Consider the following 14,115-nt stretch of genomic DNA (forward strand, 5'->3'; position numbering starts at 1 on the left):
GCGGCGGTCCTCAGTGCTCCTGGCCCCACACGCGGGCGAGGACGCCGCTGAGTACGACCAGGAAGGCGAAGACCGCCGCGGGCGCGGTCTTCCACCAGGCGGCGAGCGCCGCGACACCGAGGCCGTACCAGACGATCTCGAACCCGATGCGCGGCACGCCGTGCAGCGGGTACGGCGCGCCGTTGGGCGCGCCGAACAGCGCCCACAGCACGATCATCAGGATCGGCCCGCCGATGCCGAGGATAAGACGGGGCAGCAGTTTGGGGCTGGCGGTGAACCCCCAGCCGCAGACGGACACGTACACCACAAGCTCCAGCAGGAACGCCAGACCGGCGTTGGCGTTCTTGGCCAGCTCAAGCACGGAAGGTCACCCTCCAGGCAGGCCGACCGGCCGGTCCCGACATGGTTCTGCGGGGCCGGCCGGTCGGCGGGTCATTGGGACAAGGCTACTGAGGGACGACGGTCACCAGGAGGGGGTTTCCAGCACCTCGAGCACGGCGACGGTCCACATGAAGCCGATGCCTGCGCCCGCGGTGACGATCAGGTCGCCGGGCTTGGGCCGACCGGTCTCGACGAGCCGGTTCAGGCCGATGATCTGGTCGCCGCCGCCCATGTGGGCGTAGTCGAGGCCCCAGTCGTAGACGGTGCTGTCGGGGTCGAGGCCGAGGGCGCCGTGGAAGCCCCACTCGACGATGGTCTTGGACATGTTGGCGTGGATGAACCACTGGGTGTCGCCGAGCTCGGTGTCGGCGTCGGTGAGGGCCTGGGTGAGGACCGCGCCGAAGTTCTTGTTGATGCGGGCGATCGCCTCGTCGTAGCCGCCCTCGTTACGCGTCAGCCAGTGCTTCTTGCGGCCGGCCAGGTCGACGGCCTCGCCGTTGTGGAACGGCGCCGGGGTCCACGCGTCGCTGCCGCGGTAGAGCGGCTCCAGGGACGGGTCGCCGTGGCTGGCGGTGGAGCGGACCTTCAGGAAGCCGCCCTGGGTGGAGAGGACGACCGCGCCCGCGCCGTCGCCGTAGACGACCTGGTCGTCGGCCTTCCAGCGGTCCCAGTAGGGCAGCTTGAACGCGTCGCCGGTGGTGACCAGGGCGGCGGTGTGCTCCGGACGGGCGGCGATCCAGGAGGCCGCGACCTCGGTGGCCGCCAGGCCGCTGTTCGAGCCCTGGCGCACCTCGAAGGCCGCGCCGTGGCCGCCGACGGTCTCGTTCTGCACGTAGTGGGCGGGCGTCCAGACGTCCTGGCCCTGGTGGCCGACGCTGGCGTGGACGGTCACCGCGAACTCCTCGGCCGCGATGCCCGAGCGCTCGACGGCCTGGCGCCCGGCGGCGGCGGCCATGACCGGCCCGGTCTCCTCCTCGGAGGCGACGCGGACGCCGCGGTAGCCGTTGGCCTCGCGCTCGCCCTCGCCGTAGAGGCCGTCCGCGACCGCCTGCTCGGCGGTGAAGACCTGCTCCGGCAGGTAGGCGCCGAGACCGGCGATGTACAGGTTCTGCCAGCGCATGGCGTGCTCCTCGTGTGGTTGGAAAGCCGGACTGTCCGGGGATCTGTCTGCGGGGTCTGTCTGCGGGATCTGTCTGCGGGGTCTGTCTGCGGTCGGCCTGCGCCAGCCGACGGTCCCAGCATCGGCGTCCGTCCTCGAACGCCCCTCGAACCGGGGTACACGTCCACACACGCGTGACGGCGCCGACCCAGGCCGGGTCGGCGCCGTCACCGTTCCTGCCTCAGGCCGGGACCAGTTCCAGCTCTCGTGCGTCCGAGACCAGTTGGCGGGTGAAGCCGGCGAACGGCTCGCCCAGGAAGTAGAAGTGACCGCCGGGGAAGAAGCGGGTGTGGAAGTCCCCGCTGGTCTCCTCCTCCCAGGCCAGGACCATGTCCAGCGGCGCCCAGGCGTCACCCATACCGCCGAAGGCGAGAATCGGGCAGCCCAGCGGCTCCCGGCCGGCCGAGGGCCGGTAGGAGTCGACGGCCTTGAGGTCGGCCCGGCTGATCCGCAGGAAGCGCTCGACGAAGCCCGGCACCTCGCGGATCCGGTCCGGCGTGCCGCCCAGCGCCAGCAGCTCGGCGAGCAGCTCGTCGTCCTCCAACTCGTGCAGGCCGCGCGAGACCTGCGCCTGGTAGGCCGGGGCGGCCCGGCCGGAGACGACGACGAAGGACGGCGCGTTGCCGCTCGCCTGGAGCCGACGCGAGACCTCGACCGCCAGAATGGCGCCGAGACTGTGCCCGAACACCGCGAACGGGGCGTCCAGCCACGGTTGGACGTCCGCGACGGCCAGGTCGATCAGCTCCTCCATGTCGTGGAGCGGCTGCTGGCCGTGGCGCTTGCCGCGGCCGGGCAGGTCCAGCAGGACCAGGTCCCAGTCCTCCGGCAGCGCCCGGCTCATGGGGTAGTAGACGGACGCGGAGCCGCCCGCATGGTGGAAACCGATCAGGCGCAGTCTCGGCTTCTCCACCGGACGCGGTCGCACGAAGGGGGTCATGCGCTCTGCTCCAGATCCTTGTTGAGGGAGGCCTCGCTGACGGAGACGCTGCTGACGACGAAGGTGCTGAGCCGCAGGAACAGCTCGTCCAGCGGGATCTCCTCCAGGAAGTGGTCGAGCGGGACGTCCTCGACGCCGTACTCGTCCTCGATGGCGATGGTGAGCTGCATGGCGCAGAACGAATCGCCGCCGACCTCCGCGAACGGGCGGGTGCCGTCGAGCTCGTCGGCCCGCAGGACCTCGGCGAGCTTGGCGCGCAGGAACTCCTCAACCTCCCGGGTGCTCTCCGCCGCCGGGGTGGCCTCCTCGTCCGGCGTGCCGTGCTCCTGGGCCTCGACACCGTGGCCACCGCCCGTTCCCGCGGGCGGCATCTCGTCGACCCAGCAGCGGCGACGGCGGAAGGCGTAGGTCGGCAGGTCGCCGAGCAGCTCGGCCCCGGCCGGACGCAGTGCCTCCCAGCGGAGTTCGGCTCCGGCGGTGTGCAGCGCGCCGAGCGCGGTCAGCAGCAGCTCCGGCGTCCGTGCCGGGTCCGCGCCGACCAGCGGGAGGAGCGTGCCGCCGTCCACCTCCAGCGCGGCGTGGACGCCGCCGGGCAGCGCCACCTCGCCGGACTGGACGCGGATGCCGAGCCCGACCAGCAGCTCGCGCAGGCCACTCCCCGCCTGGAGAAGGCCCGGGTACGTCGCCCCCAAGGCCTCCAGCGCGGCGGCGAGTTGCGGGCCCTCGGCGACGCCGAGCCGGACCGCGGGCGCCTCGCCGACCGGTGCGGCAGGGTGCTGCTCGACGGCCGTGCGCAGCGCCTGCGCCAGCTCGGTCCCGGTGGCGCCGGTGACGGCGATCCGGTACTCGAAGGCGGTGCGGCCGACGCGCAGCGTGTGGCAGGCCGAGTGGAGCCGGGCGCGGTCCGCCTGCTCCAGTACCTCGGCGGTGCCGACAGCCAACTGGTAGAGGCTGTCCGGGTGCCGTGCGGAGAGCACGACCAGCTCGGGCCCGGCCTCCGTGTCGGCGGCGCCAGTTGCAGGCACGGGCTCGTACGCCTCCAGCACCGCATGGGCGTTGGTGCCGCTCATGCCGAAGGCGCTGATCCCGGCCACCCGGCGGGCGAACGCCTCCGGCCACGGCGCGGACCGGCGCGGAACGGTGAGCCGGGTGCGCTGCCACGGGATGAAGCTGTTCAGCTCGCCGTCGTCCTCCGACAGCGCGGCCGGGATGACGCCGTGACCGAGCATCAGCACCACCTTGATCAGCCCGGCCAGTCCGGCGGCGGCCTCCAGGTGGCCGATCCGGGACTTGACGCTGCCGATCGCCAGCGGCGCAGTCCGGCCCTTGGCGCCGGAGCCGACCACCGCGTCCAGCGCACCGGCCTCGATCGGGTCGCCGAGCGAGGTGCCGGTGCCGTGCGCCTCGACCCAGCCGACCTCGGCCGGGTCGACCCGGGCGTCCTGGTAGGCAGCCCGGATGACCTGCTGCTGAGCAGGTCCGTTGGGCACCGTCAGGCCGGAGGAGGCCCCGTCGTGGTTGACGGCGGTGCCGCGCAGCACGGCCAGCACCGGACGGCCCTCCGCCTCGGCGTCGGCCAGCCGCATCAGCACCATCGTGCCGATGCCCTCGCCCCGGCCGTAGCCGTCGGCGGCGGCCGTGAAGGACTTGGACCGGCCGTCCGGGGCCAGGGCCCGGCTCTGGCACAGGGAGACCATCAGGTCCGCCGAGATCAGCAGGTTGGAACCGGCCACGAGCGCGTAGCGGCACTCCTCACGGCGCAGGCTCTGCGTCGCCTGGTGCAGCGCGACCAGCGAGGACGAGCAGGCCGTGTCGACGCTGAGCGCCGGGCCGGAGAAGCCCATCACGTAGCTGATCCGCCCGGCGGCCATCGAGTGGCCCGCGCCGATCCCGTAGTAGGGGTCGATCGCGGACTTGTCCTCGCGGCCCGCGAACCGCTCCGCGTACTCCGAGGTCATGATGCCGAGGAAGACCCCGGCGTCGAGCCGCTCCTGGCGGCGCACCGCGATGCCGGCCCGCTCGAAGGCCTCCCAGGAGGTCTCCAGCAGCAGGCGCTGCTGCGGGTCGATCGCCTCGGCCTCGCGCTGCGAGATGCCGAAGAACGCGGGGTCGAACTCGCCGATCCCGTCAAGGAATCCGGCGCGGTCGACGTAGGAGCGGCCGGGCCGCCCGGGCTGCGGGTCGTGGACGGCGCGCAGCCCGGGACGGTCGGCGGGGATCGGGCCGAGGCCGTCCGCGTCGGAGGTCAGGAAGTTCCAGTACTGCTCGGGGGTGGTCACGCCGCCCGGCAGCCGGAGCGCGACGGACACGACGGCCAGCGGGGAGTGCCGGGCGTCCTCCAGCTCGCGCACCCGGTTCCTGAGGGTGCGGGAGAGCCGGAGTTGGTCCTCCATCAGGGCACGGATCTCTTCGAGTTGCATGGTCGTCCTCAATTCGACAGGTCGTGTCGTACGGCTTCGAGCAGCTCGTCCAGGCTGAGCCCGCCGAGGTCGGCGTCGGGGTCGACCGGCTCGGTGTTCGGTACAGGGAGGGACGTGACGGACGTGACGGGCGCGGTGGGCGCGGCGAACGCGGGCCCGTCCGACTGCGCCGCCGACTGGTCCTCTTCGGAGAGCAGTTCGGCGAGGCAGCGGGTCAGCGCGGAGACGGTCGGGTGGTCGATGGCCACCGTCGCGGGAAGGTCCAGGTCGAGGGCGTGCTCCAACTCGGACCGCAGGTCGATCACCATGATCGAGTCCAGTCCGAGGTCGGCGAAGCCCACCGAGTCGCGGACCGCGCCGGGGTCGCCCAGCAGGCGGCCGACCAGCTCGCGGACCGACTCCAGCAGCAGCTCCTCGCGGACCGGGCCGGGCACCTCCGAAAGGCGGCGGCGCAGCCCGCCCCGGTCACCCGCCGCCGGAGCGGCGGCCGATGCGGCGGACAGGCCCGATCGGGCCGGGGCGTCCGTCGGGATCAGCCGCTCGACCAGCGCGGACGCCGGGGATCCGGCGAGCCGCTCCCGGTAGCGGGCGGGATCCAGCGCCACGGCCGCCAGCCGCGGCAGGTCACCGGCTACGGCCAGTGCCAACAGCGGACGCGCCTCCTCGTCACTGAGGGGCTTGACGCCCATCCGCTCCGCCGCGCGGCTCACCACCGCGTTGCCCGCCAGGCCGGGACGGTCCTGCGGCACCCACGGACCCCAGTTGACCGCAGTCGCCGGCACGCCGGACGCCCGCAGACGCCGGGCCAGACCGTCCAAGTAGCCGTTGGCGGCGGCGTAGTTGACCTGCCCGGCGGAGCCCAGCAGGGCGGAGACGGAGGAGAAGAGGACGAAGGCGTCCAGCTCCTGTCCGGCCTCGGCCACGGCGTGCGCCAGGTTCTCCGCGCCGAAGGCCTTGGCCGCGAAGACGCGGTCGAAGGATTCCGGCGTCAGCTGGTCGAAGGGCCGGTCGTCGGTGCCGCCCGCGAGGTGGAAGATCCCGCGCAGCGGCGTCGCGGCACGTGCGCTGCGGACCGCCTCGACGCAGTCCTCGGCCCGGGTGACGTCCCCGGCGACCACGGTGACCGCGACTCCGGCCTGCTCCAGCTCGGCGATGACCGCGCGGGCCACCTCGTCGGGCTGCGAGCGGCCCATCAGGGTCAGCGCCGGAGCGCCCTGGGCAGCAACGGTGCGGGCCACGCTGAGCCCGAGGGCGCCCAGGCCGCCGGTGATCAGCACGCCGCCCTGCCACTGCGGGTCCTCCGGCGCGTCCTCGGCCGCCTCCAGCCGGGCCACCCGGACCCCGTCCGCGCCGAGCGCGAACCGGGACTCGGAGAGATCGGCGGAGACCGCGCGCGTCAGCAGCGCGGACAGCTCGGCAGCGTCCCGCTCCGGCTCCAACGCGACGCGCAGCAGCCGACGTTGGGCGTCCTCGACCTCCAGGGCGGCGAGCATGCCCCAGACGCTCTCGCGGGCCGGAGCGGTCGCCGCGTCGGCGCCCGCCAGCACCACGTACGGGGTCTGCCTGCCGGTCTCCTCGGCCAGTTGGGCGGCGAGACCGGTCGCGGCGGCGAGCGCCTCGGCGGCACCGGCCGGGGCGTCGTCGCCGAAGGCCAGCAGCCGGACGTCGAGCACCAGGTCGGCGCTGCCCTTGGCACTGCCCTTGGCGCTGGTCGTCACCGTGTGGCCCAAGCCGCGCAGGGACTTGGTCAGCGCCTTGGCACGGGAGTGGGTCCCGCCGACCAGCCGGATCCGCAGCGGGGCTGCTTCAGCCGAGTCGGCCTTCGGAAGCGGGTACCAGCCGAGCGTGTAGGCGTGCGCGACGCCGCCGCGCAGGCTCTGCTCCAGCACCGCACGCGGCGCGTGCCGGACCCGGAAGCTGTCGGCGACCATCACGCTGCCGCCGTCGGCGCGGAACATGTGCAGGTCGGCGGTCTCCACCCGGCTGCGGCCGTTGGGCAGCGGCTCGGCGCGGGTCACGCTGACGTGGCCCCACAGCTCCTCGCCCGCTTCGGGACGGCCCGGGAAGGAGATCCTGGTCGCGGCGAACGGGATCGCCAGCGAGGGCGCCTCCTCCGCCACGTCGTCGACCATGAAGCCGGCGATGGACTGGAAGCAGGAGTCGATCAGGCCCGGGTAGATCTCGTAGTTGCCCACCGGGTCCGGCAGTTCGGGCTGGGCGTAGCGGACCAGCGCCTCGGTGCCGCGGATCCACACGTCGGCGATCCAGCGGAAGGACGGGCCGAGCGTGTAGCCCAGCTCGCGGAAGTACTGGTAGAACTCCGCGCCCGTGATGTGCCGGTCCGCCGAGGCCTGGAAGGCCGCGCGGTCCGGCGTCGGGTGCACGGCCCGGCGGGGTTCGCCGACCCGACCGCTGATGTGGCGCTGCCAGACGCCGCGCTCCGGGTCGAGCAGCGAGTGGACGCTCAGCTCACGCGCGTCCTTGCCACCGTGGGAACCGGTGCCGACCAGGATCTGCGTCTCGTACCGCTCGCCGTCCTTGATGACCAGCGCGCGCGGGCAGACCAGGTCCTCGACGGCGAACGGCCGTCCCTCGCCCGCGAGTGCGGAGAGCACGGTGGCCAGGTGCGAAGCGGCCGGGGTGACCACGGTGCCGTAGAGGCGGTGGTCGGTCAGGTAGGCGGGGAAGTCCGAGCGGCGCTCGAACGAGAACGCACGACCGGACAGGGCGGGCGAGTGGAGCTCGCTCCCCCAGTGCCGGGTACTGCGCGGGCCCGCTTCAACCGGGACACGTGAGCCCTCAGCACCAGAGGTCGTCCAGTAGCGGGTCGCCGCGAACGGGTAGCGCGGGGCCTCGGCGCGGTCCGCGCCGGTCGCCGCCTGGACGGCGGTCCAGTTCAACTCCGCGCCCTGCTCGTACAGGGCCTGGGCGGCGGCCAGCATGACCGCCCGCTCGTCACCGCCGCGTCGCAGCGACGGCGCCACCCCACCCGCCGGAGCGAGACCGGCGGCGGAGACCAGGTTGCCCAAGGTGCGGTCCGGGCCGATCTCCAGGCAGAAGTCGATGTCCAACTCGGCCAGCTGCGCCGCGCCCTGGTGGAACAGGACGGGACGCCGGACGTGACGGCCCCAGTAGGCCGGGTCGTACTCGTCCGGGCGGGCCAGCTTGCCCGTGACGTTGCTGACGATCGGGATGCGCGGCGCGGCGAAGGAGAACGGCGCCATCACCGCCTCCAGCTGCGGCAGGATCGGCTCCATCAGCCGCGAGTGGAAGGCGTGCGAGACGACCAGGTTGCGTGCCTGGACCTTCCGCTCCTTCATCCGCGCGGCGAACTCGGCCAGCAGCTCCGGCGCACCGGCCACCACCACGGACGACGGACCGTTGACGGCGGCGATGTCGATACCCCGCCCGCTTTCGGCACCCAGGCCGCTCTCGGCGAGCCACTCGGTGACCTGTTCCAGCGTCGCCGCGACGGCCAGCATGCCGCCGTGCTCGGTGCCCTGCATCAGCCGGGCCCGCTCGGTGATCAGGGCCAGGCCCGCCTCCAGGGAGAGCACCCCGGCGTGGATCGCCGCGGCGACCTCGCCGACGCTGTGCCCGATCACGGCGGACGCGGTCACGCCCCACGAGCGCCACAGCTCGGCCAGCGCCAGCTCCAGCGAGACCAGCGCGGGCTGCGTGTACTGCGTCTGGTTGACCAGGTCCTTCTCCACGCCGTGGAAGAGGAGTTGGTGCAGCGAGATGCCCAGCGCCGGGGCCGCGATCCGGTCGCAGGCGTCGAAGGTCTCGCGGAAGACCGGCTCGCTCTCGTAGAGCCTGCGGCCCATGCCGAAGTACTGGCTGCCCTGGCCGGAGAAGAGGAACGCCACCTTGGGCGCGCGCTCCGCCGGGCCGTGCGCCTCTTCCTTCTCCAGCGCGGCAGCCAGCTCCTCGCGGGTGCGGCCGACGACCGCGCGCCGCATGCCCAGGTGCGCCCGGCCGCGACCGGCGGTCACGGCCAGCCCGGCCACCTGCGCGTCCGTCGCCTGCGCGAGGCGCTCGCGCCAGCCGTCGGCGACCCGGGTCAGTCCCTCCGCGTCGGGTGCGGAGAGCGGCAGCAGGAACGGCCCCTCGGCCACCTCCTGGCCCGCACCGGAGGCCGGACGCGGTGCGGCCTCGCCCACGATCACATGGGCGTTGGTGCCCGAGAAGCCGAAGCCGGAGACCCCGGCCAGGCGCGGCCTGGCACCGTTCCCACCCGCCCGCCACGGGATCGCCTCGTCGACGACGCGCAGGTTCATCTCCCGCCACGGCACCCGCGGGTTGCGGGTGTCCGCGTGCAGGTTGGCCGGCAGCACGCCGTGACGCAGCGCCAGCACCGTCTTGATGACGGCGGCGACACCGGAGGCGGACTCGCAGTGGCCGATGTTGCTCTTGACCGAGCCGATCATCAGCGGCCGACCCGGCTCCCGGCCGCCACCGAAGGCGGACCAGGCGGCGCTCAGCTCGATCGGGTCGCCGAGGGCGGTCCCGGTGCCGTGCGCCTCCAGGTAGTCGATGTCCGCGCCGGTGACGTTCGCGTCGGCCAACGCGGCGGCGATGACGGCCTGTTGGGCCTTGCCGCTCGGGGCGGTGAGCCCGGAGGACGCGCCGTCCTGGTTGACCGCGCTGCCGTGCAGCACGGCCAGCACGCGGTCACCGTCGCGCTCGGCGTCACTGAGCCGCTTCAGCACCAGCACGCCGCAGCCCTCCGCCCGGACGAAGCCGTCGGCCTCGGCGGAGAAGGTCTTGCAGCGGCCCTCGGGCGACAGCATGTGCGCCCGGCTGACCGCGACCGAGCACTCGGGCGAGGCGATCACGTTCACCCCGGCCGTCAGCGCGGCGTCCGTCTCCCCGGCGCGCAGCGAGCGCATCGCCAGGTGCAGCGCGACCAAGGAGGAGGAGCAGGCGGTGTCGATCGCCAGCGCGGGACCGTTGAGGCCCAGCAGGAAGGCGAGGCGACCGGCGGCGGCGTTGAGCGCGGTGCCGGTGGAGTAGTACGCGTCGAGCTGGTCCAGTCCGTCGCGCTCCAGCAGGCGGGCGTAGTCGGAGTTGGAGATGCCGAGCCAGACGCCGGTGCGGCTGCCCTTGAGGCCGTGCGGGTCGGTGCCGCTGTCCTCCAGGGCGTGCCAGGCGACCTCCAGCAGCAGCCGGTGCTGCGGGTCCAGGCTGCGCGCCTCGCGGGCGGGGATGCCGAAGAACCCGGCGTCGAACCGGGCCCGGTCGGTGAGGAACCCGCCCTGGTCGGTGGTGATCCGCCCGGCCTTGACCGGGTCGGGGTCGGTCAGCCGCTCGCGGTCCCACAGGTCCGTGGTGACCGCGCCGACGCCGTCCCGGCCCTCGCGCAGCAGCGTCCAGAGCTCCTCGGTGGAGTCCGCGCCGGGGAAGCGACCGGCCATGCCGACGATGGCGATGGGTTCGTGGGCGGTGGGCCTCACCGGTTCGGGCTGAACCACGCGCTCAGCAGGCGCGGGCGCGACGGGAGTCACGACCGGCGCCGCTCCGACGACCGGCAACGGCGCGGGCGCGGGCGCGACAGCAACTGGAACCACGGGCTCGACCGTCACCGGAGCGATCAACTCCAGGAGTCGTTCCGTCAGTTCGGCGACCGTCGGGTGGTCGAAGACATCTGTCACCGAGAGCGGCACGGCATACTCGTCGGCGAGGGCGGTGGCCAGGTCGGAGGCCATGATCGAGTCGAGGCCGAGATCCAGGAAGCCCCGGTCCTCCTCGATCGTCCGGCCCTCGGCGTGGCCGAGGATCGCGGCGACCGTGCGGCCGACGCGCGAGCGCAGGCCCGCCGCGCGGACCGCCTCCGGCAGCGCCAGCACCTCCGCGGCACCCGTACCGTGCGGAGTTGACACGACAGCGGTGGCAGCCGGCTTCGGTGCCACCTCGTCGAAGAGCGGGCGGGCCCGGCGCGAGGACATCACCGGGACGAAGCGCGGCCAGTCCACCTCGCAGGCCAGCAGCAGCGGGTCGTTGCCCGAGGCGGGCACTGCCAGGGCTGCCGCGCCGGTCTCCGGGGTGAGCGAGACGACGCCCATCCGGGCCAGGTCGGCGCGACTGTCGGCGTCGGCCATGCCGTCCAACGCCCAGGGCCCGAAGGCGACGACGCTGGAGGGCAGGCCCGCAGCGGCGCGGACCGCGCCGATCGCGTCCAGACCGCCGTTGGCCGCCGCGTAGGCGCCGTAGCCGTCGGTGCCCCACAGGGCGGAGACGGAGGAGGTCTGAACGAAGAAGTCGAGCGGCCACTGACTGCTCATGCTCTGCAGGTGCAGCCACCACGCGCCGTCGAACTTGCCGCGCAGGGCCGCCAGGTAGGCGTCCGTATCGGCGTCGGCCAGCGCGCCCTGCGGGAGCGTACCGGCGGCGTGGACGACGCCACGGATCTCCGGCAGCCCCGGCACTTCGGCTGCGGCCGAGGTGAGGGCCTGCGCCAGCGCGCGCGGGTCGGCGACGTCGGCGGCGGCGTAGCGCGCCTGGACGCCGTCGGCGCGCAGCGAGGCGAGCAGTTCCCGTGCGGGCTCGGCGAGTTCGCCCTCCGGTCGGCGGCCGAGCAGCAGCAGGTGTCGCGCGCCGCGTCGGACGAAGTCGGCGATCAGGGCGCGTCCGACGCCGCCGAGGCCACCGGTCAGCAGGTAGGTGGCGTCCGGACGGATCGTCAGCGGCTCGACGGTCGTCGCTTCGGAGGACGACGTCACGCGGGCGACCAGGACCTCGCCGTCGCGGACGGCCGCCAGGTCCTCGCCGTCCGGGGCGGCCAGCAGGCGCAGCAGCGCGTCGGCGTCGGCCGCGGTCGGCTCGGCCGGGAGGTCGACGACACCGCCCCAGCTGCGCGGCGACTCCAGGCCCAGCACGGGCGCGAGGCCGTGCAGCAGACCGTGGTCGGTGGCGCTGATCACGTCCCCGTCGCGGACCGGACGGCTGCCCCGGGTGAGCGCGAAGGCGCGGCCGTCGGTGGTGGCGAGGGCGAGCACGGCGTCGGTCGTGGCCGCGCAGAGTGCGGCTCCGGCGGCGGCCGGGTCGAAATCACCTGCGGCCTCGGGCAGCGCGGTGGCGCGGAACGCGAGCGCCAGCGTCACGGGCCCGGCCGGGCGGGCGGCCCAGAGCTGCTCCCATTCCGCGCGAGACTGCGGGAGTGCGGCGCGGTCCCAGCCGTCGGGCAGCGCGAGGTCCGCGATGCCGGCCGGGGCGAGCACCGTCCCGGTCCGCCCGGCGCGGGCGGCAATGGATGCGATAACCGACGCTTCGTCACCCGCCAGTACCAGCAGGCCCGTTGTGCCGTCGACCGCAGGAGTGTCGGATGCGGGGGCCACCCACGGCCGCCACGCCAGGGCCTGCCGGGTCAACGCCGGAGCGGCGGCAACCGCAGCCGTCTCGACCGCCGTCTCCTCCGGGGCGTGGCGCTGACGCTGCCACGGGTAGGCGGGCAGCGTGAGCACCCGGCGCGGCAGCGCGGCGAGCGCCTCCGGCGTGGCGTCGTCGACCAGGGTGACGGCGGTGTCCGGCGTCCCCGCCGCCAGCGCGGCGAGCGCCTTCAGCGCGGCGGCCCGGTCACCGGCAGCAACTCGCGCGCGAACGGCCTGCCGGGAGCGGCCGAGCGTCACGGTGTACGCGTAGGCGGCGTAGTCGGCGTCCGTCGCCGCCCGCAGCGCCTCCTCGTGGCGACGGGCGAGTTGACGCAGCGCGCCCGGCGTCGCGGCGGAGAGCTCGAAGCCGGTCGGCTCACCGTTGTCCACAGCCTGTGCATCAGCAGCACCGGCCTCCGGAGCAGCGCCCAGCACGATGTGCGCGTTGGTGCCGCTCATGCCGAACGAGCTGACGCCCGCGTAGCGACCGCCCGAACCGGTCGGGTGCCACGGCGTCAGCTCGGTGGGGAAGGTGATGCCCGTGCCGTCCAGCTCGATCCGCGGGTTGCGGGTGCGGAAGTGGACCAGCGGCGGGACCGCCTTCTCCTTCAGGCAGAGCACGGCCTTGATCAGGCCCGCGATGCCCGCCGCCGCCTCCAGGTGGCCGACGTTGGCCTTGACCGAGCCGACGTGCAGCGGCGCACCGCTGTTGCGGCGGCCGAGCGCGCCCGCCAGGCCCTCCATCTCGATCGGGTCGCCGAGCGAGGTGCCGGTGCCGTGGGCCTCGATCAGGCCGATGTCGGCGGGCGTAAGGCCGGCGTCCTTGAGCGCGTCGCCGATGAGGGCCGTCTGGGCGAGGACGTTGGGCGCGGTGAAACCGCTGGAACGACCGTCCTGGTTGACGGCGGAGCCCTGGATCACGGCGTGGATCCGGTCCCCGTCCCGGACGGCGTCGTCCAGGCGCTTGAGCACGAGCACTCCCGCGCCCTCACCGCGCGTGAAGCCGTTGGCGCGCGCGTCGAACGGCTTGCACAGCCCGTCCGGCGCCAGCGAGCGGGTCTGCTCCACCAGCCGCGTCGAGCGCGGCGACAGCACCAGGTTGACGCCACCGACCAGCGCGGTGTCGCACTCGCCGCGCCGCAGCGCCTGTCGGGCCAGGTGGACGGCGACCAGCGAGGACGAGCAGGCGGTGTCGACGGCCATGGCGGGACCGGTCAGACCCAGGGTGTAGGAGAGGCGGCCGGCCGCGAAGCAGTGGCCGTTGCCGGTGGCCCAGTAGGCGTCCGGCTCGCCCTGCATCCAGTCGCGGTAGTCCTGGCCGGTGATGCCGACGTAGAGGCCGGTGCGCGCGTCGGCGAGCGTCTCGGGGACGATCGCGGCGTCGTCCAGCGCCTCGGCGGCCACCTCCAGCAGCAGCCGGTGCTGCGGGTCCAGGCCGCGGGCCTCACGGGGGCTGATGCCGAAGTAGTCGGCGTCGAACTCCAGGACCTCGTCGAGGAATCCGCCGCGGTGCGGCAGCTTCTCCCACTCCGGGGCGAAACGGCCCATCCGGGCGCGCGGCATCGGGCGGACCAGGTCGGCCCCGCCGGAGAGGGCCTGCCAGAAGCCGTCGAGATCTTCGATGCCGCCGGGCAACCTCAGCCCGATGCCGACCACGGCGAGTGGCTGCGGGCCACTCGCCGCGTCGAGTTGGGCCCGGAGGCGGCGGATCGTGTCCATCGCCCGGGTCAGCGGCGTCGTCGCCGGTGCGCCGGAAGGTGCGCCGGAAGGCGTGGCAGCCGCGGCGGTTGTGGTGTCGGAGCTCGGTTGCATGGGTCTGCACGTCCTCACAGGAAGGGATCGGGTCTC

General features: G+C 74.0%; 5 protein-coding genes. All 5 read right to left on the reverse strand.

Annotated elements, in window-relative coordinates:
- Positions 1 to 10 precede the first annotated feature (10 nt).
- Positions 11 to 361, reverse strand: a complete 351-nt coding sequence (locus ABH940_RS24120) for a YrdB family protein (RefSeq protein WP_370070486.1) — start codon at positions 359 to 361, stop codon at positions 11 to 13.
- A 102-nt stretch (positions 362 to 463) separates the two neighbouring features.
- Positions 464 to 1,501: a ketoacyl-ACP synthase III family protein gene (locus ABH940_RS24125; RefSeq protein WP_370070484.1), complete on the reverse strand. Its 1,038-nt coding sequence runs from the start codon at positions 1,499 to 1,501 to the stop codon at positions 464 to 466.
- 220 nt (positions 1,502 to 1,721) lie between these two features.
- Positions 1,722 to 2,477, reverse strand: a complete 756-nt coding sequence (locus ABH940_RS24130; protein ID WP_370106153.1) for a thioesterase II family protein — start codon at positions 2,475 to 2,477, stop codon at positions 1,722 to 1,724.
- A complete protein-coding gene (locus ABH940_RS24135; protein WP_370106154.1) occupies positions 2,474 to 4,897 on the reverse strand; it encodes a beta-ketoacyl synthase N-terminal-like domain-containing protein in 2,424 nt (807 codons plus the stop codon). Before ABH940_RS24135 ends, ABH940_RS24130 begins: the two co-directional genes overlap by 4 nt.
- 8 nt (positions 4,898 to 4,905) lie before the next feature.
- Complete coding sequence (locus ABH940_RS24140) at positions 4,906 to 14,079, reverse strand: SDR family NAD(P)-dependent oxidoreductase (protein WP_370106155.1); 9,174 nt, start codon at positions 14,077 to 14,079, stop codon at positions 4,906 to 4,908.
- Between the last annotated feature and the right edge of the window lie 36 nt (positions 14,080 to 14,115).

It is taken from the genome of Streptacidiphilus sp. BW17, from assembly GCF_041262485.1.
GTDB lineage: Bacteria > Actinomycetota > Actinomycetes > Streptomycetales > Streptomycetaceae > Streptacidiphilus.

Coding starts and splice junctions, on each gene's coding strand:
- ABH940_RS24135 (WP_370106154.1), bottom strand. CDS start 4,897: ATGCAACTCGAAGAGATCCGTGCCCTGATGGAGGACCAACTCCGGCTC.
- ABH940_RS24140 (WP_370106155.1), bottom strand. CDS start 14,079: ATGCAACCGAGCTCCGACACCACAACCGCCGCGGCTGCCACGCCTTCC.
- ABH940_RS24125 (WP_370070484.1), bottom strand. CDS start 1,501: ATGCGCTGGCAGAACCTGTACATCGCCGGTCTCGGCGCCTACCTGCCG.
- ABH940_RS24130 (WP_370106153.1), bottom strand. CDS start 2,477: ATGACCCCCTTCGTGCGACCGCGTCCGGTGGAGAAGCCGAGACTGCGC.